Raw genomic sequence first — 20,227 nt, forward strand, 5'->3', positions numbered from 1 at the left:
AGACGCTATGCTGGGTTGGGTGATTACCTGTCATGATGACAACGCTCAGGCTATTCTCGAACGCCTGGAGAAGAATTTTGGTCCGCTGCCAAAATGTCTGGCGGTCAACTACTGGCCTGGGCTGAGCACTAATATGCTCAGTCGTATGATGTGTGATGCTCAGCATCAAACGGATACGGGCGAGGGCGTGATTTTCCTCACCGACAAATCCGGTGCGGCGCCCTATCGTGCGGCCGCATTGTTGAGCCATAAGCATGAAAATTGCGAAGTCATTTCCGGCATTAATTATGAGCTACTCGAAATGATGTATCCGCTACGGGAAACGCTTAGCAGCGGTGAATTTCGCGATATGATTGTCGGACAGGAGATCCCCGGTGTAAGCAGCCTGTGGCATCAGCAACAGAAAAACCCGCCTTTTGTCCTGCTGCACGACCTGTATAAGAATTAAACATTGGTATTGATGCCGCTTTTGTTACAATAACGCCAGTTTTCCGCTTCGACACAAACCTCATGCTCACGCGTATCATTTTCCTGCTTTTGCTGCTGGTATCCGGCGGCGTTTCTGCCAGTTTATTAAGCCAGCAAGGCTTACCCGCTCAGTACATGCAAACCACCGAAGATGCGGCCATCTGGGCGCAGGTGGGGAATAATGTCGTTAACGTCGGCAACGTTCGTGCAGGACAGATTATTGCCGTGGTCCCGACCAATGCTGATTACTACGAATTTCGTTTTGGCTTTGGGACCGGATTTATCGATAAAGGCCATCTCGAAAACGTGCAGGGCAAACAGCGCGTTGAAGATAGCCTCGGCGATCTGAATAAGCCCCTGAGCAATCAGAATTTAATCACCTGGAAAGACACTCCGGTGTATAACGCCCCAAACAACGGCAGTGCGCCTTTCGGGACGCTCAGTGACAATCTGCGCTACCCCATTCTGAATAAACTTAAAGACCGCCTGAACCAAACCTGGTTTCAAATCCGCATCGGCAATCGGCTGGCGTGGGTGAGCAGTCTGGATGCGCAGGAAGACAGCGGCATTCCGGTTATCACGTATCACCATATTTTGCATGATGAAGAGAATACCCGCTTTCGCCACACCTCAACCACCACCAGCGTGCGTGCATTCAATAACCAGATGACCTGGCTGCGCGATCAGGGCTATACCACGTTGACGATGTACCAGCTCGAAGGTTATGTGCGTAACAAAATGAACCTCCCGGCACGTGCGGTGGTGATTACGTTCGACGATGGTCTGAAGTCGGTCAGCCGCTACGCCTGGCCGATCCTGAAGGAGTACGGCTTCAAGGCGACGGCATTTATTATTTCATCGCGCATTAAAGGCCATCCCCAGAAATGGGACCCGAAATCGCTGCAGTTCATGAGCGTATCGGAACTGAAAGAGATTCAGGATGTGTTTGATATTCAGTCTCACACCCATTTCTTACATCGTGTAGATGCCAATAAACACCCAATTTTATTGAGCCGCAGCTACCACGTCATTTTGTTCGATTTTGAACGCTCACGACGCGCGCTGGCACAGTTCAACCCTCGCGTTCTGTATCTCTCGTATCCGTTCGGCGGCTATGATGATAAAGCGGTGAAAGCGGCTAACGATGCGGGTTTTCATTTGGCGGTGACGACGGTGAAAGGGAAGGTGAAACCGGGAGATAATCCGTTCTTACTGAAACGTTTATATATTCTGAGGACGGATTCGTTAGAGACCATGTCGCGGCTGATCAGTAATCAGCCGCAAGGGTAAATCAGGCAACCTGAACGGGAATGGCTTTTGCCGTACGTTTCATTTCATTGTCGCCTTCGAAATAGGCCACTTTCGGCTGCCAGCGACGCGCTTCTTCGTCAGACATCATGACAAAGCTGGCGATGATCACAATGTCACCCACGGACGCGCAGTGTGCGGCCGCACCGTTGACAGAGATAATTTTGGAGCCGCGCTCGCCTGCAATCGCATAGGTTGAGAAGCGGTTGCCGTTAGTGACGTTCCAGATATCAATCGCTTCGTTTTCAAGAATTCCGGCTGCGTCGAGAAAATCCTGGTCAATCGCACAAGAGCCTTCATAGTGCAGATCGGCCTGAGTGACTTTTACGCGGTGAAGCTTACCTTGCAGCATTTTGCGAATCATTACGTCTACCTTTAATCATCATGCTTTACCCTTTCAAGGTCGAGAGGGCAGGGTGAAGGGATATTTCCCAGGCAAATATCGGCGCAGTATTGCCCGATTTTTAGTCGGTGTCTACTGCGTCAGCTCAACCACTTTATTGTCGATCAGGCGCGCCTGACCGAGCCATGCTGCGACCAGAATCACCGCGCGTTTGCTGGTGTCTGAAAGCTCCAGCAGCGTATCGGCGTCACGGATTTGGATATCGTCGGCGCGCAAACCTTTGTCGTTCAACTCTTGCTCGGCCAGCGCGACAATCTCTTCTGTTGATAGCTCTTTAGCCTTCAGCTGTTCCGCCATCGCGTTCATCACTTTGCACAGACCCGGCGCGATTTTACGCTGGTCGGCAGTCAGATAACCATTACGCGAGCTGAGCGCCAGCCCGTCTTTGGCGCGAACAATCGGCACGCCCACGATCTCAATGTCGTAGCCCATATCGGCCACCATTTTGCGGATCAGCGCCAGCTGCTGAAAATCTTTCTCGCCGAAGCAGGCGATATCCGGCTGGACCAGGTTGAACAGCTTGCTGACAATCGTTGATACGCCACGGAAATGCCCCGGGCGGCTGGCGCCCTCAAGCATGGTCGAAATCCCCGGAACGTCGACATAGGTTGCGCCCTCTGTCCCCTGCGGGTAGATATCCGAAGGCGCAGGGGAGAAGACGAAATCAACGTGGCGTTTTTTGAGCTTTTCGCAATCTTCCTGCAGCGTGCGCGGATAGCGCGCCAGATCGTCGGCACGGTCGAACTGCATCGGGTTGACGAAAATACTGACCACGACCACATCAGCACGGGCTCTTGCTTCGTCGACCAGTTTCATATGGCCGTCGTGGAGATTGCCCATGGTTGGCACCAGGGCGATGCGTTTACCTTCCTGACGCAGGCGACGAATGTGCTGGCGCAACAGCGGCAGGGTTTCAATGATTAGCACAACGAGACTCCTTAATGGAAACTGTGTTCTTCACCCGGGTAAACACCGGATTCGACGTCGGCAATATACTGCCTGACTGCGGCGCGCATGTCGCCCGCTTCACTGAGGAAATTCTTCGCGAATTTGGGAATGTGGCCGCCGGTAATGCCAAAGGCATCATGCATCACCAGAATCTGCCCGTCGGTGACGTTACCTGCACCAATCCCGATGACCGGGATCGTGAGCGCGTCGGTCACGCGTTTTGCCAGCTCAACGGGCACGCATTCCAGCACTAACAGCTGAATACCCGCGGCTTCCAGCGCCAGGGCATCATCAAGCAGGATCTGTCCCGCATCACCGCGGCCCTGAACTTTGTAGCCACCAAAGATATTCACCGACTGCGGCGTGAGCCCCAGATGTCCGCACACGGGCACGGCGCGTTCGGTCAGCATTTTGACGGTATCAACCAGCCACGCACCGCCTTCAATTTTGACCATGTTAGCACCCGCGCGCATCACGGTAGCAGCATTTTCAAATGCCTGCTCTGGCGTGGCGTAACCCATAAACGGCAAATCAGACAGCAGCAGGCAGTGAGGTGCCCCGCGACGAACGGCGCGAGTGTGATAAGCAATGTCGTCTACCGTCACTGGCAGAGTGGAATCATGTCCTTGTACCGTCATCCCTAACGAATCGCCGACCAGCATGACGTTTATCCCTTCTTCAGCAAACAGTTTTGCAAAACTGAAGTCGTAGGCCGTGATCGTGGCGAAGCGTTTTTTTTCCTGTTTGCATTTCTGCAGTAAGGAGATGGTGGTTGGTTTCATAATGTTTCCTGATGGCCCAAAGCGATTCTTTGCGCATTCTAACAGTAACATTCGGGGGAACAATGATTTTAGGCAACCGATTAATCACAAATCAGGGAGAGAAAATCGGCAGAAAAGAGGATTACCAGAGCGCGGGTTTTTTGGCGTTAAGCTGCTGCAATACGGCCTGTAACGAGGTGCCATCGGGGAAGGTGAGGGCGGGGGCGACTTCAAGCAGCGGCCAGAGCATAAAACCACGATTTTTCATGTCGTAATGCGGAACGGTCAGGCGTTCGGTCTGGATGATCTCATCGCCAAAAAGCATGATGTCGAGATCCAGCGTGCGCGGTCCCCAGCGTTCATCTTTACGGACACGCCCCTGTTGTAGCTCAATGCGCTGGGTATTATCCAGCAGCGTTTCGGCGTCAAGCGCGGTGTCCAGCACCACGGCGGCGTTCAGATAATCGGGTTGATCCTGTGGGCCCAGCGGCGGCGTGCGGTAATACGCAGAAACCGCCATCACGCGGCTCTGTTTGATATCAGCCAGCGCCTGAACGGCAGCATTCACCTGATCCAATGGAGAGGCCAGATTGCTGCCGATGGCGATGTAAGCGAGGGTCATGCACTGCCCTGGCGCGGTGCGCGCTTGCGTGGGCGGCGATGACGACGGCGCGGTTCGGGCTCTTCGTCGAGATTCGTGAGCATCCCTTTTTGTTCCGGCGGTGCTGAGACCTGGAACTCGCCCCACCACTGCACCAGACTTTGCAGCTCTTTATTGTTTTCAATCTCAGCACGCAGCGCCAGCAGATCGTACGCCGCGCGGAATTTTGGATGCTCCATCAGCTTCCAGGCGCGCTTGCCCTGACGGCGAGACATACGCAACTGCAACTGCCAGATATCACGAACCAGCGTAGTGATGCGTTTCGGGATCGCCAGAGTACGGCAGGCCTCGTCGAGCACATCATTCGCGGCAAGCGCAAAGGCATCGTAATAGGCCAGCCCGCTTTCCTGGGCAATTTTCTGCGCGGTTTCCAGTAGTGGATACCAGAACATCGCCGCAAACAGGAATGCCGGATTGACGCGCATATCATTGTGAATGCGGGTGTCTGTGTTTTTCAGCACCTGAGCAATGATGCGCTCCATCGGGCTATCACCGCTTTCGGTAAAGTAGCGAACGATGGACGGAAACAGCGGCTGGAACAGGCTATTTTCACGCAGCAGTTTATAGGTTTCGTAACCATAACCCGCCTGCAGTAATTTCAGCACTTCTTCAAACAGACGCGCAGGAGGCACATCGTTGATGAGCGTCGCCAGTCGCGGGATCGGCTCTGCCGTTTCGGCGCTGATCTGCATGTTCAGCTTGGCGGCGAAACGCACGGCGCGCAGCATGCGCACCGGATCTTCGCGGTAGCGCGTTTCAGGATTACCAATCAGACGAATCACGCCCTCTTTCAGATCCTTTACGCCGCCCACGAAATCACGCACCGAAAAATCGGCCACGCTGTAGTAAAGGCTGTTGATGGTGAAATCGCGACGCTGGGCGTCTTCTTCGATAGAACCAAAAATGTTGTCGCGCAGCAGCATGCCGTTCTGGCCGCGCTGCGAGGTGGTACGATCCGCTGGCGCGCCCGCTTCGTGATGACCACGGAACGTCGCCACCTCGATGATTTCTGGGCCAAACATGACGTGAGCGAGACGGAATCGACGGCCCACCAGGCGACAGTTACGGAATAACTTGCGCACCTGTTCAGGCGTGGCGCTGGTCGTCACGTCAAAATCTTTCGGTTTTTGGCCGAGCAGTAAATCGCGAACCCCACCGCCCACGAGATAGGCCTCATAGCCTGCTTTATTCAGACGATAGAGCACCTTGAGGGCATTTTCACTGATATCTTTGCGGGAAATAGTGTGCTGCTCACGCGGAATAACCGACATATGGGATTGAGCAATAGCGTCATTCGCTACGCTTTCATCGCGGCTTAGCACCTTACGGCAAAAATTAGCAACTCGAGTAAAAATAGTACACCTCGTAGTGTGTTTTGTTATGAAAAAAGCGGCTAATCATAGCTCAGCAAGATGCGTTTGAGAATGCTGGATTTTAGGCACCGCCGATAGCACCCAATTATCAATGGATATTTTCAGTAATTCATCAAGACGTAAATCCTGCCATTCGCTTGTGACATTCTGATTCAGAAATCGCAGCGCGTCGATCAAAACAGGTCGTGGATCGCCATTTGGCAACGCAGGTGCGTGGTTCTGTTTCGAGAGTTTATTCCCTTGCGCATTTAACGCCAGCGGCAAATGGATATAACCCGGAACGCTCCAGCCGAAGAGTTTATACAGTGAAATTTGACGCACCGTCGGCTCAATCAGATCGGCGCCGCGCACAATTTCCGTCACGCCCTGGAAATGGTCATCCACTACCACGGCGAGGTTATACGCAAATAAACCATCACGTCGGTGAATAATAAAATCTTCATTCGCCAGGCGTTTATCGGCGTGAATCTCGCCGAGCAGCAAATCGTTAAAATGGGTCACGGGTGAATGTTGCAGTAAACGGACGGCGGCGTTTTCGGGACCGTGATTCAGGTGTCGGCAATGACCATCGTACACGCCGCCAGCGCTCTGAATACGTGCGCGGGTACAGGTGCAGTAATATGACAAACCTTTTGAGTGCAGCCACGCCAGGTGTTCGCGATAAGCGTCATGTCGCTGGGATTGCCAGAGAACGTCGCCGTCCCAGTTCAGGCCATAATGTTCCAGCTGATGCAGAATGGTTTTTGCAGCACCGGGAACTTCACGCGGAGGATCAATATCTTCGATGCGAACGCGCCAGATGCCGTTATTCGCCCGCGCTTGCAGGTAACTGCCCAGTGCGGCAATAAGCGATCCGAAGTGCAATTCACCGGAGGGGGATGGCGCAAAGCGCCCGATATAGTCTGATTGAGGCATATTCACGGCAGACAAAAAGTAACAAGGCGGGAGAGACTCCCGCCTTTATGATCGTGATAACAGGGCTGGAATTAACCGGCCATTTGCTTTTCGCGGATTTCAGCCAGCGTTTTGCAGTCGATGCACAGATCGGCAGTCGGACGCGCTTCAAGGCGACGAATACCAATTTCTACACCGCAGGATTCGCAGAAGCCGAAATCTTCGTCTTCAACCTTCTTCAGCGTCTTCTCAATCTTCTTGATCAGCTTGCGCTCGCGGTCACGGTTACGCAGTTCGAGGCTGAACTCTTCTTCCTGAGCGGCACGGTCAACCGGGTCCGGGAAGTTTGCTGCTTCGTCCTGCATGTGGGTAACGGTGCGATCGACTTCATCCCTAAGTTGATTACGCCATGCTTCAAGAATACGCTTGAAGTGAGACAGCTGGGCTTCGTTCATATACTCTTCGCCCGGCTTCTCTTGATATGGCTCCACCCCAGCGATGGCGAGAATACTCAGGGACGATGTTTTACGGTTTTGCCCTTCTTGCATGTTGCTTCTCCTTAACACGCACTATCGATCCCCGTGTGGGGGAAAAATCAGGTCGCTATAAATAGCAGATGCTTTTCCGTAAGGCAATTATCTAAACGTAACACTTGACAAGCCTGTGAGGAAAAGCGTATTTGCGCACGCGGCCAGAACACCAAATCGCCATCTTCTAACCCCTTATAACACAACGGGGAGAGTGGACTTCAGAGTCATATTATCGGCAGAAAGTTCAGCTTTATAAGCTAAAATTTCTACCCCCTGCTTTTGTGCCTCATTCAACAATTGTGCGTACTTCGGGTCAATATGACGGGCCGGGGAAAATCGTTCAATGGCTGAATGCAAAACCGCAAACAACAATACGGCGCGCTTCCCCGTCGCCGCAACAGTCATTAACTCTCGCAGATGCTTTTGGCCGCGTAGCGTCACCGCATCCGGAAAGTAGCCATTATCCCTGTCTGCTAACGTCACTGATTTGACTTCAATATAGCACTCAGGGCGATCGTCCGCCTGCAACATAAAATCAATTCTGCTGCCTTCCTCGCCATATTTCACTTCGCCTTTAAGGGAAGCGTAGCCAGTTAACGCCGGGATCGTATTGGTGGTGATGGCTTCTTTAACCAGTTGATTCGCGCGTTGGGTATTCACACAAATAAACGCCCCTTGCTGGGTCTCGGTGATTTCCCAGGTGTGCGCATATTTGCGTTTCAGATTTTCTGACGTGGAGTACCACACCGTATCGCCGGGGGTTGCGCACCCGGTCATCGCCCCAGTATTCGGGCAGTGTAGCGTCAAATGTTCACCCGCAGGCGTCACGACATCCGCCAGAAAACGTTTATAGCGCTGGATAAGCGTGGCGGATTGCAGGGCGGGGCTAAACTTCATCGGAAATCCTTGGTTGTTCGCTTAACGCAAAGCGCTGAAGCGGCGTATATCGGGTGCGTCCGTTTGAGAAAACTGATTCGTAAAGGACGAATTCTGTGACCGAAAACGTCCAGTGAAAGCCCGGTGGCGGGATGGCGACGGCATGGCGGGTGTTTCGCAACAGGGTGATATGAGGATGAAACGGCTGCGGGCTTTGATAGCACCCGCTGCGCGCGGCTTGCGCTCGCAAAAGATTGGCCAACTGCAGTAATCCACGCGGCGGCTGACGCGTTCCCAGCCACACGACGCGGGAACGCAACCACTGACCGGCGTCATCGAGATTCAGGGTAAAACCCGGCTGAAGGATACGTCCGGCCAGTTTAGCCAGCGCCTGTTGTTTATCCGCGCTGACGTCACCCAAAAAAGCCAGCGTGAGATGTAAATTCGCCGCGGCAACCGGATGTCCGGCGTCCGGCTGGAAATGTTCAGCGCGCCAGCGAACGATTTGCCGCTGTATTTTGGCGGGCGGTTCAATAGCGAAAAACAGGCGTTTCGACTCAGACATACGGGGGACTCGGTAATGATATGCGCCGATGCTACAATGTACGCCGACGAATGTTAACCCTCTGGAGCAGTTAGTGTCCTCATTGCCGGTCGCCGCCGTACTTCCCGAGCTTCTTGCCGCCTTACGCCATGCCCCTCACGTCCTGCTGAACGCGCCTACCGGGGCGGGTAAATCGACGTGGCTGCCGCTACAGATCCTCAAAGAGGGCGATATTTCCGGGAAAATCATTCTGCTGGAACCGCGCAGGCTGGCGGCGCGCAATGTGGCGCAACGCCTGGCCGAACTGCTCGGTGAAAAGCCCGGCGAAACCGTGGGTTATCGTATGCGCGCGGAAACCTGCGTCGGTGCGACGACGCGGCTGGAAGTGGTGACGGAAGGGATCCTGACCCGGATGCTGCAAAACGATCCCGAGCTGAACGGTGTGGGGCTGGTGATCCTTGATGAATTTCATGAGCGCAGCCTGCAAGCCGATCTGGCGCTGGCGCTGCTGCTCGACGTGCAGCAAGGGCTGCGTGAGGATCTCAAGCTGCTGATCATGTCCGCCACGCTCGACAACGAACGGCTGCGACAGATCCTGCCCGATGCGCCGGTCATTTCCTCTGAAGGGCGTGCGTTTCCGGTTGAACGTCGCTATCAAACGTTGCCCGCCCATCAGCGCTTCGATGAAGCGGTTGCTATCGCGACGGCTGAGCTGTTGCGCCACGAATCCGGATCATTACTGCTGTTTTTACCCGGCGTGGGCGAAATCCAGCGCGTTCAGGAGAAACTGACTGCGCGCGTGGGCAGCGATGTTGTGCTGTGTCCGCTGTACGGCGCACTTTCTCTGAATGAACAGCGCAAGGCGATACTTCCGCCGTTCGTCGGCCAGCGAAAAGTGGTGCTGGCGACCAATATCGCCGAGACCAGCTTAACCATTGAAGGCATCCGTCTGGTGGTCGATACGGCGCAGGAGCGGGTGGCAAGTTTTGATCCGCGCACCGGACTGACCAAACTGGTGACGCAGCGTATCAGCCAGGCTTCCATGACGCAGCGTGCGGGTCGCGCCGGGCGTCTGGAGGCGGGGATCTGTCTGCATCTCACCAGCGCGGAACAGGCCGAGCGCGCCGCCGCGCAAAGTACGCCAGAAATTTTGCAAAGCGATCTTTCAGGATTGCTCATGGAACTGTTGCAGTGGGGATGCCCCGATCCGGCGCAGCTCTGCTGGCTCGATCGGCCGCCGGTGGTGAATCTGACGGCGGCGCGGCAATTGTTAACGCAACTGGGTGCTCTGGACGGCGATCGGTTAACGCCAGCAGGCCAGAAAATGGCTGCACTGGGTAACGATCCGCGCCTGGCGGCGATGCTGATTGTCGCGAACGGCGATGATGAGATTGCCACGGCAGCAAAACTTGCCGCCATTCTGGAGGAGCCGCCGCGCGGGGCGAGCAGCGATCTGGCTTCGGCGTTCTCCCGTCATCAGCCGAACTGGCAGCAGCGCGCGCAGCGGCTTTGTCAGCGGCTTAACAGCCGGGGCGGGACGCTGGACAGCGATAAAATCACCGAACTGCTGGCGCAGGCTTTTCCCGACAGGATTGCCCGTCGGCGCGGCCTGGACGGGCGCTATCAGCTTGCAAATGGAATGGGTGCGATGCTGGACAGCGACGATGCGCTGACGCGGCATGAGTGGCTCATCGCGCCGCTGCTGTTGCAGGGCAGTCAGTCGCCCGATGCGCGTATTTTGCAGGCGGTGGCAGTGGATATTGATGCGTTAACGCGCCGTTGCCCGCAACTTTTGCAGCAGTCTGATACCGTTGAGTGGGATGACGCGCAGGGCACCTTAAAGGCGTTTCGCCGCAGCCAGATTGGTCGACTCACGGTAAGTGTTAAACCGCTGGCAAAGCCGTCAGAAGACGAATTGCACCAGGCGATGCTGAACGGTATTCGTGATAAAGGCCTGAACGTCCTGAGCTGGACGCCGGAGGCTGAACAGTATCGACTGCGTTTACACTGCGCGGCGCAGTGGTTGCCGGAAGATGACTGGCCTGCGGTTGATGATGAAACGCTGCTGGCCTCACTGGAGACGTGGTTATTGCCCGAAATGCGCGGTGTGCATTCGCTCAAAGCGCTTAAATCTCTGGATGTTAAGACAGCGTTACAGAATTTACTCGACTGGTCATTGCGCCAACGTCTGGATAGAGAGCTTCCTGGGCATTACACTGTGCCGACCGGAAGCCGGATAGCCATTCGTTATCATCAAGATAATTCACCGGCGCTGGCCGTGCGGATGCAGGAGATGTTTGGTGAGTCCGCCACGCCATCCATTGCAGAAGGGCGTGTTCCGCTGGTACTTGAGCTATTATCACCTGCGCATCGTCCGCTGCAAATTACGCGTGATTTAAGCGCGTTCTGGGCCGGAAGCTATCGCGAAGTGCAAAAAGAGATGAAAGGGCGGTACCCAAAGCATGTCTGGCCGGACGATCCGGCAAACACAGCACCGACGAGACGGACGAAAAAATATTCGTAACCGAAGTGGGGAGTGCAGTGTGAAACCCTCACCCCGGCCCTCTTCCTCAGGGAGAGGGGGAAAACACGCAAGACTTTTGCCATTGAAAAGTTTAGGTGTTTATTTTTGAGAGATTTCTTCTTTCACCGCCTGGTGGAAGAAAAGAGAATCGGGCCTTTGCGCCTGACAGTTGCGGAGAAAAAGCATGGCGGGGAATGACCGCGAGCCAATTGGACGTAAGGGTAAACCTGCGCGTCCGGCGAAGGAAAAAGTGAGCCGTCGTCGCCTCAGTGATGAGGATTATGACGATGACTATGAAGACGATGATGAGGATCAAGAACCCATGCCGCGTAAAGGTAAAGGCAAAGGGCGGAAGCCTCGTGGACGACGCGGCTGGTTCTGGCTGCTGCTGAAGCTGTTTATTGTATTTGTTGCCCTGATGGCGATTTACGGTGTGTACCTGGATCAAAAGATCCGCAGCCGTATCGACGGTAAAGTCTGGCAGTTACCGGCGGCGGTATATGGCCGCATGGTGAACCTTGAGCCAGATATGTCCATCAGCAAGAACGAAATGGTCAAACTGCTGGAAGCGACACAGTATCGTCAGGTGACGAAGATGACGCGTCCCGGCGAGTTTACCGTGCAGGCGAAAAGCATCGAGATGATCCGTCGTCCGTTTGATTTCCCGGACAGTAAAGAAGGGCAGGTGCGTGCGCGTCTGACCTTTGACGGCGATCGTCTCGAAACAATCGAGAACCTGGAAAGCAACCGCCAGTTCGGTTTCTTCCGTCTCGATCCGCGCCTGATCACCATGCTCTCTTCACCAAACGGCGAGCAGCGCCTGTTTGTGGCGCGTAACGGCTTCCCGGATCTGCTGGTCGATACGCTGCTGGCGACGGAAGACCGTCATTTCTACGAACACGACGGCGTGAGTTTGTACTCCATCGGTCGTGCGGTGCTGGCGAACCTGACGGCCGGACGCACGGTGCAGGGGGCGAGTACCCTGACGCAGCAGCTGGTTAAAAACCTGTTCCTCTCCAGCGAGCGCTCTTACTGGCGCAAGGCCAACGAAGCGTACATGGCCGTGCTGATGGATGCCCGCTACAGCAAAGATCGTATTCTTGAGCTGTATATGAACGAGGTGTATCTCGGTCAGAGCGGTGATAACGAGATCCGCGGCTTCCCGCTGGCGAGCCTGTATTACTTTGGTCGTCCGGTAGAGGAACTGAGCCTCGATCAGCAAGCGTTGCTGGTGGGCATGGTGAAAGGCGCGTCAATCTATAACCCGTGGCGCAACCCGAAGCTGGCGCTTGAGCGTCGTAATCTGGTCCTGCGTTTGCTGCAACAGCAGCAGGTTATCGATCAGGAACTTTACGAGATGCTGAGTGCGCGTCCGCTGGGCGTTCAGCCGCGCGGTGGGGTGATCTCTCCGCAGCCTGCGTTTATGCAGATGGTGCGTCAGGAGCTGCAAACCAAGCTTGGCGATAAGGTGAAAGATCTCTCCGGCGTGAAGATCTTTACCACGTTCGACTCGGTCGCGCAGGACGCCGCTGAGAAAGCCGCAGTTGACGGCATTCCGGTGCTGAAAAAGCAGCGTAAGCTGAGCGATCTGGAAACCGCGATGGTGGTGGTCGATCGTAATTCCGGTGAAGTTCGTGCGATGGTCGGCGGTGCTGAACCGCAATACGCGGGCTACAACCGTGCGATGCAGGCGCGTCGTTCAATTGGTTCTCTGGCAAAACCAGCGACCTATCTGACCGCGCTGAGCCAGCCGAATCAGTATCGACTGAACACCTGGATTGCCGATGCACCGATTGCCCTGCGCCAGCCTAACGGCCAGGTGTGGTCGCCGCAGAACGATGATAAACAGTTCAGCGGTCAGGTGATGCTGGTGGATGCGCTAACCCGTTCCATGAACGTGCCGACGGTTAACCTCGGTATGGCGCTGGGTCTGCCTGCGATTACGGACACCTGGCAGAAGCTGGGGGTAGCGAAAGATCAGCTGCATCCGGTGCCGGCGATGATCCTGGGCGCGTTGAACCTAACGCCAATCGAAGTGGCGCAGGCATTCCAGACGATCGCCAGCGGCGGTAACCGCGCTCAGCTCTCTTCTCTGCGTTCGGTTATCGCTGAAGACGGCTCGGTGCTGTATCAGAGCTTCCCGCAGGCGGAGCGCGCGGTGCCTGCGCAGGCCGCGTATATGACGCTGTGGACGATGCAGCAGGTTGTGCAGCGCGGTACGGGTCGCCAGCTTGGCGCGAAATATCCGGGTCTGCATCTGGCGGGTAAAACCGGGACCACCAACAACAACGTCGATACCTGGTTTGCAGGGATTGACGGGCGTGAAGTGGTGATCACCTGGGTTGGCCGCGATAACAACCAGCCGACCAAGCTGTACGGTGCCAGCGGGGCGATGTCAATTTATCAGCGCTATCTGGCTAATCAGTCTCCGGTTCCGCTGAACCTGACGGCGCCAGAAGATATCGTCGATATGGGCGTGGATGATTCCGGTAACTTCGTTTGTGGCGGCGGGGTGCGTACCTTGCCTGTCTGGACGACCGATCCGGATTCGCTGTGCCAGCAAAACCCAACGCAGCAACCGACGGGCAATCCGTTTGAACAGTCTTCTCAACCTCAGCAGCAGCCGCAGCAACAACAGCCGCCGCAGCAGAATGAGAAGAAAGACAGCGACGGCGTCGCAGGCTGGATCAAAGATATGTTCGGCAGCAACTAGTCTCCTTCATCCCCCTCCGCAGTGAGGGGGATTTTTCACTTCCGTCATACATTCTTCTAACCTGGTTTTCATCTCAGTTTAACCCCGCGTTTCTACTTGTTTAATTCTTAAACCCTCAATTCTTGTAGGGGCGCATATTGCTTGCTATGCCGCCAGCGTTTCGCCTATTATTCTGCGGTCATAATAATAATTCTCGTTTACGTTATCATTCACTCTTTCATCAGAGATATACCAATGGCGCTTAAAACTGCTCAGCCAATGAATGCTTCGCTGCGTAAAATCGCAGTCGTTGTAGCCACAGCGGTTGCCGGCATGTCTGCATACGCTCATGCGGCTGAAACCCCAAAAAAAGAAGAAACCATTACCGTCACGGCCGCTCCGGCTGCACAGGAGAGCCCGTGGGGGCCTGCGCCGACGATTGCGGCAAAACGCACGGCAACGGCGACGAAAACCGATACGCCTATTGAGAAAACCCCGCAGTCTATTTCCGTGGTCACGCGTGAAGAAATGGACATGAAACAGCCGGGTACGGTTAAGCAGGCCCTGGCCTATACGCCAAGCGTCTTTGCCACTCGCGGTGCATCCACGACGTACGACGTGGTGTCTATTCGTGGCTTCACAACCTCCAGCACTGTGAATACCAACCAGTATCTGGATGGGATGAAGCTGCAAGGTGATAACTACTCTGAAGCGTCCATGGACCCGTATTTCCTTGAACGTGTTGAACTGCTGCGTGGCCCAACGTCCGTCCTGTACGGAAAAAGCCATCCGGGCGGCGTCGTCAGCATGGTCAGCAAGCGCCCGACCACCGAGCCGCTGAAAGAAATTCAGTTCAAGATGGGCACCGATAACCTGTGGCAAACCGGGTTTGATTTCAGCGATGCGATTGACGATGACGGCGTGTGGTCATACCGCCTGACCGGTCTGGGCCGAAGTGAAAATGCGCAGCAGGAGATGGTCAAATCCACCCGCTATGCCATTGCGCCTTCCTTTAGCTGGCGTCCTGACGATAAAACCGATTTCACTTTCCTGAGCAACTTCCAAAGCGACCCGGATGCGGGCTATTACGGCTGGCTGCCGCGGGAAGGTACCGTTGTGCCTTACTATGACGCCAACGGAAAAGCGCACAAGCTGCCGACCGATTTTAACGAAGGCGAGGAAGACAATAAGATCTCCCGTCGCCAGAAGATGGTGGGCTACAGCTTCGCGCATGAATTTGACGACACCTTTACCGTGCGTCAAAACCTGCGTTACGCCAAAATTAACACCCTTTACCGCTCGGTCTACGGTAATGGCTATATCGCCCCGGCACAGATCAGCCGTGCCTACGTGCGTTCTGATGAAGATCTGAACTCATTCACAGTGGATACCCAGCTGCAGTCTAAATTTGCGACCGGTGCCGTCGATCATACCCTGTTAACGGGGGTTGATTATCTGCGTATGCGCAATGACATTAATGCAGACTATGGCACTGCCGATCCGATCAGTATGACCAAGCCTGCGTATGGTAATCCGAATGTTGACGTTTACTACCTGTACAAAGTGCTTAATCGTCAGGAGCAAACTGGCCTGTATGCGCAAGACCAGGCAGAATGGGATAAGTGGGTGCTCACAATGGGTGGTCGCTATGATTTCGCCAAAACCTCCGCGCTGACCCGTACCTCCGGCACTACCGCAGAAATTAACGATCGGGCATTCACCTGGCGCGGCGGTATTAACTACCTGTTCGATAACGGCATCACGCCGTACTTTAACTACAGCGAGTCATTCGAACCGATCTCGGGTACCACCCAAGGCGGTAAACCGTTCGATCCGGCGCGCGGCAAGCAGTACGAAGCGGGCGTGAAATATGTACCTAAAGATCTGCCTGTTGTTGTCACGGCGGCGGTCTACCAGCTTACCAAAAACAACAACCTGACTGCCGATCCGGCGAACCCGACCAGCGGCTTTAGCGTGCAGGGCGGTGAAATTCGCTCACGTGGCTTTGAACTGGAAGCCAAAGCAGCGGTGAATGCCAATGTCAACGTGACGGCATCCTATAGCTACACTGATGCAGAATATACGCACGATACCTGGTATGAAGGCCGTCGTCCGGCGGAAGTGCCACGTAACATGGCCTCATTGTGGGCGGATTACACCTTCCACGAAACGGCGCTGAGCGGTCTGACCGTGGGTGCAGGGACCCGTTACATTGGTAACACGGTTTCTTACTATTCAGCCGCCTCTCCAAAAGCGTACCAGTCATTTAACGTGGCGGGCTATGCGCTGGCGGATGCGACCGTGAAATACGATCTGGCGCGCTTTGGACTGCCTGGTTCTTCGGTCGGCGTTAACGTGAACAACATCTTTGACCGTGAGTATGTCTCCAGTTGCTACAGCGAATACGCATGCTACTGGGGTGCAGGACGTCAGGTTGTCGCCACTGCGACCTTCCGCTTCTAATCTCCTTTTGGGCACGGTTCGCCGTGCCCTTTTTATTTAAGTTGGCCACCATGCAGGATAAAAACTCGCAATCCGATACCACCTTTACGCTCGATAACACCTCCTTCCGCGTGCCCGGACGCACCTTGCTGCATCCGCTCTCCCTGACGTTCCCTGTTGGCAAAGTGACCGGCCTTATCGGCCACAACGGTTCGGGTAAATCCACATTGCTCAAAATGCTGGGTCGCCATCAGCCGCCATCAGAAGGGGATATCCTGCTTGATGGACAGCCGCTCGACAGCTGGAACAGCAAGGCGTTTGCCCGCAAAGTTGCCTATCTACCGCAGCAACTGCCGCAGGCTGAAGGGATGACCGTGCGCGAGCTGGTGGCGATAGGGCGTTATCCGTGGCACGGTGCGCTCGGGCGTTTTGGCGTGGCCGACAGAGAAAAAGTGGACGAGGCGATCGCGCTGGTCGGCTTAAAACCGCTCGCGCATCGCCTGGTCGATAGTTTGTCCGGCGGTGAGCGTCAGCGGGCGTGGATCGCAATGCTGGTGGCGCAGGACAGCGACTGTCTGCTGCTCGATGAACCGACCTCCGCGCTGGATATCGCGCACCAGGTGGATGTCCTGGCGTTAATCCATCGTCTCAGCCAGCAAAAAGGGCTGACGGTGATTGCCGTTCTGCATGACATCAACATGGCCGCGCGCTACTGCGACTATCTTGTGGCGCTGCGCGGCGGGGAAATGATCGCCCAGGGCACACCATCTGAGCTGATGCGCAGCGAAACGCTGGAGCTGATTTACGGCATTCCGATGGGCATTCTGCCGCATCCGGCCGGCGCTGCACCGGTGAGCTTTGTCTACTGATGCGGGATTCTATGATTAGTCGCCGTCGCTTACTGACGGCCATGGCGCTTTCGCCACTGCTGCTAAAAATGGGCACCGCCCGCGCCGCCGCCATCAACCCGCACCGAATTGTGGCGCTGGAGTGGCTGCCGGTTGAGCTGATGTTGGCGCTGGGTATCACGCCCTACGGTGTGGCGGATATTCCCAACTATAACCTGTGGGTCAACGAGCCAAAAATCCCGGACTCGGTGATTGATATTGGTTTGCGCACCGAACCCAATCTTGAGTTACTGACCCAGATGAAGCCGTCCTATTTAGTCTGGTCTGCGGGCTACGGCCCGTCTGCGGAGACGCTGGCGCGCATCGCGCCGGGCCGCGGTTTCTCGTTCAGCGACGGTAAAAAACCGCTGACCATGGCGCGTCACTCCCTCTCTGAAATGGCGCAGCTTCTGGATGTAGAGGCGGTGGCAAAAGAGCATCTCGATCATTTCGACAAGGTTATCGACGCCTTAAAACCGCGCTTTGCGCATCGTGGCGATCGGCCGTTGCTGATGGTCACGCTACTGGACGCGCGGCATATGCTGGTGTTTGGCAAAAACTGCCTGTTCCAGGAAGTGCTCGATCGTTACGGGATTCCGAATGCCTGGGAAGGCGAGATGACGTTCTGGGGCAGTACTGCGATCGGTATCGATCGTCTTGCGCAGTTCCGCGATGTTGACGTGCTCTGTTTTGATCATGGTAATGAGCGTGAAATGCAAACCCTGATGGCGACGCCGCTGTGGCAGGCCATGCCGTTTGTACGTGAACAGCGTTTCCAGCGTGTGCCAGCGGTGTGGTTCTACGGCGCGACGCTCTCTGCGATGCACTTCGCCCGCGTGCTTGACGGTGCGATCGGAGGCAAAGCATGAAATCACGTTTCGCGCTTTTCCCGGCGCTCCTGCTCGGCGTCGTTTTCATTGCCGCGCTGCTTCTGACGGGGGTAAATCTGTCGATTGCGCTGCCGCGTGGGCAGTGGGGTCAGGCGATTTCCGTTCCGGATATCGACAATATCCAGCAGATGATTTTCCACTACAGTCTGCTGCCGCGGCTGGCGATTTCGCTGCTGGTTGGCGCAGGTCTGGGTCTTGTCGGCGTGCTTTTCCAGCAGGTCTTGCGTAATCCGCTGGCGGAGCCAACCACGCTTGGCGTCGCCACCGGCGCGCAGCTTGGGATCACGATCACCACGCTCTGGGCGCTGCCTGGCGCGTTAACCAGCCAGTTTGCCGCGCTGGCGGGCGCATGCATCGTGGGGGCGCTGGTGTTTGGCGTCGCCTGGGGTAAACGCCTCTCTCCGGTCACGCTGATTTTGGCGGGCCTGGTGGTCAGTCTGTACTGCGGGGCGATCAATCAGCTGCTGGTGCTGTTTCATCACGATCAGCTGCAAAGCATGTTCCTCTGGAGCACTGGAACGCTGACGCAAACCGACTGGAGCATCGTGCAGCGCCTGTGGCCGCAGTTGCTCGGCGGCGTGCTGCTGACCTTGCTGCTGCTGCGTCCGTTGACGCTGATGGGGCTGGATGACGGCGTGGCGCGCAATCTCGGCCTGGCGCTGTCGCTGGCACGTCTGGGGGCTTTGACGCTGGCGATCGTGCTCAGCGCGCTGCTGGTCAATGCTGTGGGGATTATCGGCTTTATCGGGCTGTTTGCGCCTCTGCTGGCGAAAATGCTCGGTGCGCGCCGATTGCTGGCGCGCCTGATATTGGCTCCTCTGATTGGGGCGCTGATCCTCTGGCTTTCCGACCAAATTATTCTCTGGCTGGCGCGCGTCTGGATGGAAGTTTCGACCGGGTCCGTCACGGCGCTGATTGGCGCGCCGCTTCTGCTCTGGCTGCTGCCGCGTCTTCGCAGCATGAGTGCGCCGGCGATGGATGCCGGGGACAAAGTGTATGCCGAGCGCCAGCACATCCTGTGGTTTTCCCTGGCGGGTGTCGGCGTGCTGGTTCTCATCTGCTGGCTGGCGCTGTCTCTGGGACGCGATGCCAGCGGCTGGCATTGGGCAAGCGGAACACTCCTCAACGACCTGGCGCAGTGGCGCTGGCCGCGAATCTCCTCCGCTCTGATTGCGGGCGTCATGCTGGCTGTGGCGGGCTGTATTATTCAGCGCTTAACCGGCAACCCGATGGCGAGCCCGGAAGTGCTGGGGATCAGCTCCGGCGCGGCGTTTGGCGTGGTGTTGATGCTGTTCTTTGTACCGGGCGATGCCTTTGGCTGGCTGATGCCGGCGGGCAGTCTCGGCGCGGCGGCCACGCTTTTCATTATCATGATCGCGGCGGGGCGCGGCGGTTTCTCGCCGCATCGCATGCTGCTGGCGGGGATGGCGCTGAGTACCGCGTTTACCATGCTGCTGATGATGCTGCAGGCCAGCGGCGATCCGCGCATGGCGCAGATCCTGACGTGGATTTCAGGTTCAACATATAACGCCACGGGCGCTCAGGTGATGCATTCCGGCATCGCGATGCTGTTGCTGCTGGCGGTGACGCCGCTGTGTCGTCGCTGGATGACCATTTTGCCGCTGGGCGGTGAAACCGCGCGTGCCGTGGGCGTCGCGCTGACGCCGTCGCGCGTGGGACTGCTGTTGCTGGCGGCTTGTCTGACGGCGGTCGCGACCATGACAATCGGTCCGTTGAGTTTTATTGGCCTGATGGCACCGCATATTGCGCGCATGATGGGCTTCCGTCGCACGATGCCGTTTATCGTGATGTCGGCGCTAACGGGTGGGATGATACTGGTCATCGCGGACTGGCTGGGCAGAATGGTGCTGTTCCCATATCAGATCCCGGCAGGACTGCTATCGACCTTTATCGGCGCGCCGTACTTTATTTATCTGTTGAGAAAGCAGAGTCGGTAATAAATGCAAAAAGGCAACCTCGGTTGCCTTTTTTAGTGTTTTCGCCCTCTCCTGTGGGAGAGGGCATC

At 56.0% G+C, this 20,227-nt stretch carries 17 protein-coding genes; 8 read left to right on the top strand and 9 right to left on the bottom strand.

What is annotated here, in order from left to right; genetic code table 11:
• Positions 1-7 precede the first annotated feature (7 nt).
• Complete coding sequence (locus AC0LWE_RS18080; RefSeq protein WP_219347055.1) at positions 8-448, top strand: PTS sugar transporter subunit IIA; 441 nt, start codon at positions 8-10, stop codon at positions 446-448.
• Positions 449-510: 62 nt separating this feature from the next.
• Complete coding sequence (locus AC0LWE_RS18085) at positions 511-1,758, top strand: polysaccharide deacetylase family protein (protein WP_059180091.1); 1,248 nt, start codon at positions 511-513, stop codon at positions 1,756-1,758.
• A 1-nt stretch (position 1,759) separates the two neighbouring features.
• On the opposite strand, the gene panD is transcribed toward AC0LWE_RS18085, so the two are convergent.
• From panD to thpR, 9 genes are all read right to left on the bottom strand, one after another.
• A complete protein-coding gene (gene panD / locus AC0LWE_RS18090; RefSeq protein ID WP_012016087.1) occupies positions 1,760-2,140 on the bottom strand; it encodes an aspartate 1-decarboxylase in 381 nt (126 codons plus the stop codon).
• A 111-nt stretch (positions 2,141-2,251) separates the two neighbouring features.
• Complete coding sequence (gene panC / locus AC0LWE_RS18095; RefSeq protein ID WP_219347054.1) at positions 2,252-3,106, bottom strand: pantoate--beta-alanine ligase; 855 nt, start codon at positions 3,104-3,106, stop codon at positions 2,252-2,254.
• Positions 3,107-3,117: 11 nt separating this feature from the next.
• A complete protein-coding gene (gene panB, locus AC0LWE_RS18100; protein ID WP_219347053.1) occupies positions 3,118-3,909 on the bottom strand; it encodes a 3-methyl-2-oxobutanoate hydroxymethyltransferase in 792 nt (263 codons plus the stop codon).
• A gap of 121 nt (positions 3,910-4,030) precedes the next feature.
• Positions 4,031-4,510, bottom strand: a complete 480-nt coding sequence (gene folK, locus AC0LWE_RS18105) for a 2-amino-4-hydroxy-6-hydroxymethyldihydropteridine diphosphokinase (RefSeq protein WP_059180088.1) — start codon at positions 4,508-4,510, stop codon at positions 4,031-4,033.
• Entirely contained in the window at positions 4,507-5,904 is a 1,398-nt protein-coding gene (gene pcnB / locus AC0LWE_RS18110; RefSeq protein ID WP_072241936.1) for a polynucleotide adenylyltransferase PcnB, read from the bottom strand. Before pcnB ends, folK begins: the two co-directional genes overlap by 4 nt.
• A 42-nt stretch (positions 5,905-5,946) precedes the next feature.
• Positions 5,947-6,837 carry a tRNA glutamyl-Q(34) synthetase GluQRS gene (gene gluQRS / locus AC0LWE_RS18115; protein WP_219347052.1) on the bottom strand — a complete coding sequence of 297 codons (891 nt, stop codon included), beginning with the start codon at positions 6,835-6,837 and terminating at the stop codon, positions 5,947-5,949.
• Positions 6,838-6,908: 71 nt separating this feature from the next.
• Positions 6,909-7,364, bottom strand: a complete 456-nt coding sequence (dksA, locus tag AC0LWE_RS18120; RefSeq protein ID WP_012016093.1) for an RNA polymerase-binding protein DksA — start codon at positions 7,362-7,364, stop codon at positions 6,909-6,911.
• Between the two features lie 174 nt (positions 7,365-7,538).
• On the bottom strand, positions 7,539-8,243 hold the full coding sequence (gene sfsA / locus AC0LWE_RS18125) for a DNA/RNA nuclease SfsA (protein ID WP_131487518.1): 705 nt from the start codon (positions 8,241-8,243) through the stop codon (positions 7,539-7,541).
• Positions 8,233-8,787, bottom strand: coding sequence for an RNA 2',3'-cyclic phosphodiesterase (gene thpR, locus AC0LWE_RS18130; protein ID WP_219347051.1), 555 nt, complete (start codon positions 8,785-8,787; stop codon positions 8,233-8,235). Before thpR ends, sfsA begins: the two co-directional genes overlap by 11 nt.
• 73 nt (positions 8,788-8,860) lie before the next feature.
• On the opposite strand from thpR, the gene hrpB reads away from it, so the two are divergent.
• From hrpB to fhuB, 6 genes are all read left to right on the top strand, one after another.
• Positions 8,861-11,290 (top strand): ATP-dependent helicase HrpB, encoded by a 2,430-nt coding sequence (hrpB, locus tag AC0LWE_RS18135; protein ID WP_219347050.1) that lies wholly within the window; start codon positions 8,861-8,863, stop codon positions 11,288-11,290.
• Between the two features lie 184 nt (positions 11,291-11,474).
• Positions 11,475-14,003, top strand: a complete 2,529-nt coding sequence (mrcB, locus tag AC0LWE_RS18140; RefSeq protein ID WP_219347049.1) for a bifunctional glycosyl transferase/transpeptidase — start codon at positions 11,475-11,477, stop codon at positions 14,001-14,003.
• Positions 14,004-14,237: 234 nt separating this feature from the next.
• Positions 14,238-16,445 carry a ferrichrome porin FhuA gene (fhuA, locus tag AC0LWE_RS18145; RefSeq protein ID WP_216980475.1) on the top strand — a complete coding sequence of 736 codons (2,208 nt, stop codon included), beginning with the start codon at positions 14,238-14,240 and terminating at the stop codon, positions 16,443-16,445.
• A gap of 50 nt (positions 16,446-16,495) precedes the next feature.
• On the top strand, positions 16,496-17,293 hold the full coding sequence (fhuC, locus tag AC0LWE_RS18150; protein ID WP_059180080.1) for a Fe3+-hydroxamate ABC transporter ATP-binding protein FhuC: 798 nt from the start codon (positions 16,496-16,498) through the stop codon (positions 17,291-17,293).
• On the top strand, positions 17,293-18,180 hold the full coding sequence (gene fhuD / locus AC0LWE_RS18155) for a Fe(3+)-hydroxamate ABC transporter substrate-binding protein FhuD (protein ID WP_059180079.1): 888 nt from the start codon (positions 17,293-17,295) through the stop codon (positions 18,178-18,180). Before fhuC ends, fhuD begins: the two co-directional genes overlap by 1 nt.
• Positions 18,177-20,159 carry a Fe(3+)-hydroxamate ABC transporter permease FhuB gene (gene fhuB / locus AC0LWE_RS18160; protein WP_131487512.1) on the top strand — a complete coding sequence of 661 codons (1,983 nt, stop codon included), beginning with the start codon at positions 18,177-18,179 and terminating at the stop codon, positions 20,157-20,159. Before fhuD ends, fhuB begins: the two co-directional genes overlap by 4 nt.
• The last annotated feature ends 68 nt before the right edge of the window (positions 20,160-20,227 follow it).

The organism is Lelliottia sp. RD5 (genome assembly GCF_056032945.1).

Coding starts and splice junctions, on each gene's coding strand:
- fhuB (WP_131487512.1), top strand. CDS start 18,177: ATGAAATCACGTTTCGCGCTTTTCCCGGCGCTCCTGCTCGGCGTCGTT.
- mrcB (WP_219347049.1), top strand. CDS start 11,475: ATGGCGGGGAATGACCGCGAGCCAATTGGACGTAAGGGTAAACCTGCG.
- AC0LWE_RS18080 (WP_219347055.1), top strand. CDS start 8: ATGCTGGGTTGGGTGATTACCTGTCATGATGACAACGCTCAGGCTATT.
- panB (WP_219347053.1), bottom strand. CDS start 3,909: ATGAAACCAACCACCATCTCCTTACTGCAGAAATGCAAACAGGAAAAA.
- AC0LWE_RS18085 (WP_059180091.1), top strand. CDS start 511: ATGCTCACGCGTATCATTTTCCTGCTTTTGCTGCTGGTATCCGGCGGC.
- fhuD (WP_059180079.1), top strand. CDS start 17,293: ATGCGGGATTCTATGATTAGTCGCCGTCGCTTACTGACGGCCATGGCG.
- panD (WP_012016087.1), bottom strand. CDS start 2,140: ATGATTCGCAAAATGCTGCAAGGTAAGCTTCACCGCGTAAAAGTCACT.
- folK (WP_059180088.1), bottom strand. CDS start 4,510: ATGACCCTCGCTTACATCGCCATCGGCAGCAATCTGGCCTCTCCATTG.
- sfsA (WP_131487518.1), bottom strand. CDS start 8,243: ATGAAGTTTAGCCCCGCCCTGCAATCCGCCACGCTTATCCAGCGCTAT.
- fhuC (WP_059180080.1), top strand. CDS start 16,496: ATGCAGGATAAAAACTCGCAATCCGATACCACCTTTACGCTCGATAAC.
- gluQRS (WP_219347052.1), bottom strand. CDS start 6,837: ATGCCTCAATCAGACTATATCGGGCGCTTTGCGCCATCCCCCTCCGGT.
- thpR (WP_219347051.1), bottom strand. CDS start 8,787: ATGTCTGAGTCGAAACGCCTGTTTTTCGCTATTGAACCGCCCGCCAAA.
- fhuA (WP_216980475.1), top strand. CDS start 14,238: ATGGCGCTTAAAACTGCTCAGCCAATGAATGCTTCGCTGCGTAAAATC.
- dksA (WP_012016093.1), bottom strand. CDS start 7,364: ATGCAAGAAGGGCAAAACCGTAAAACATCGTCCCTGAGTATTCTCGCC.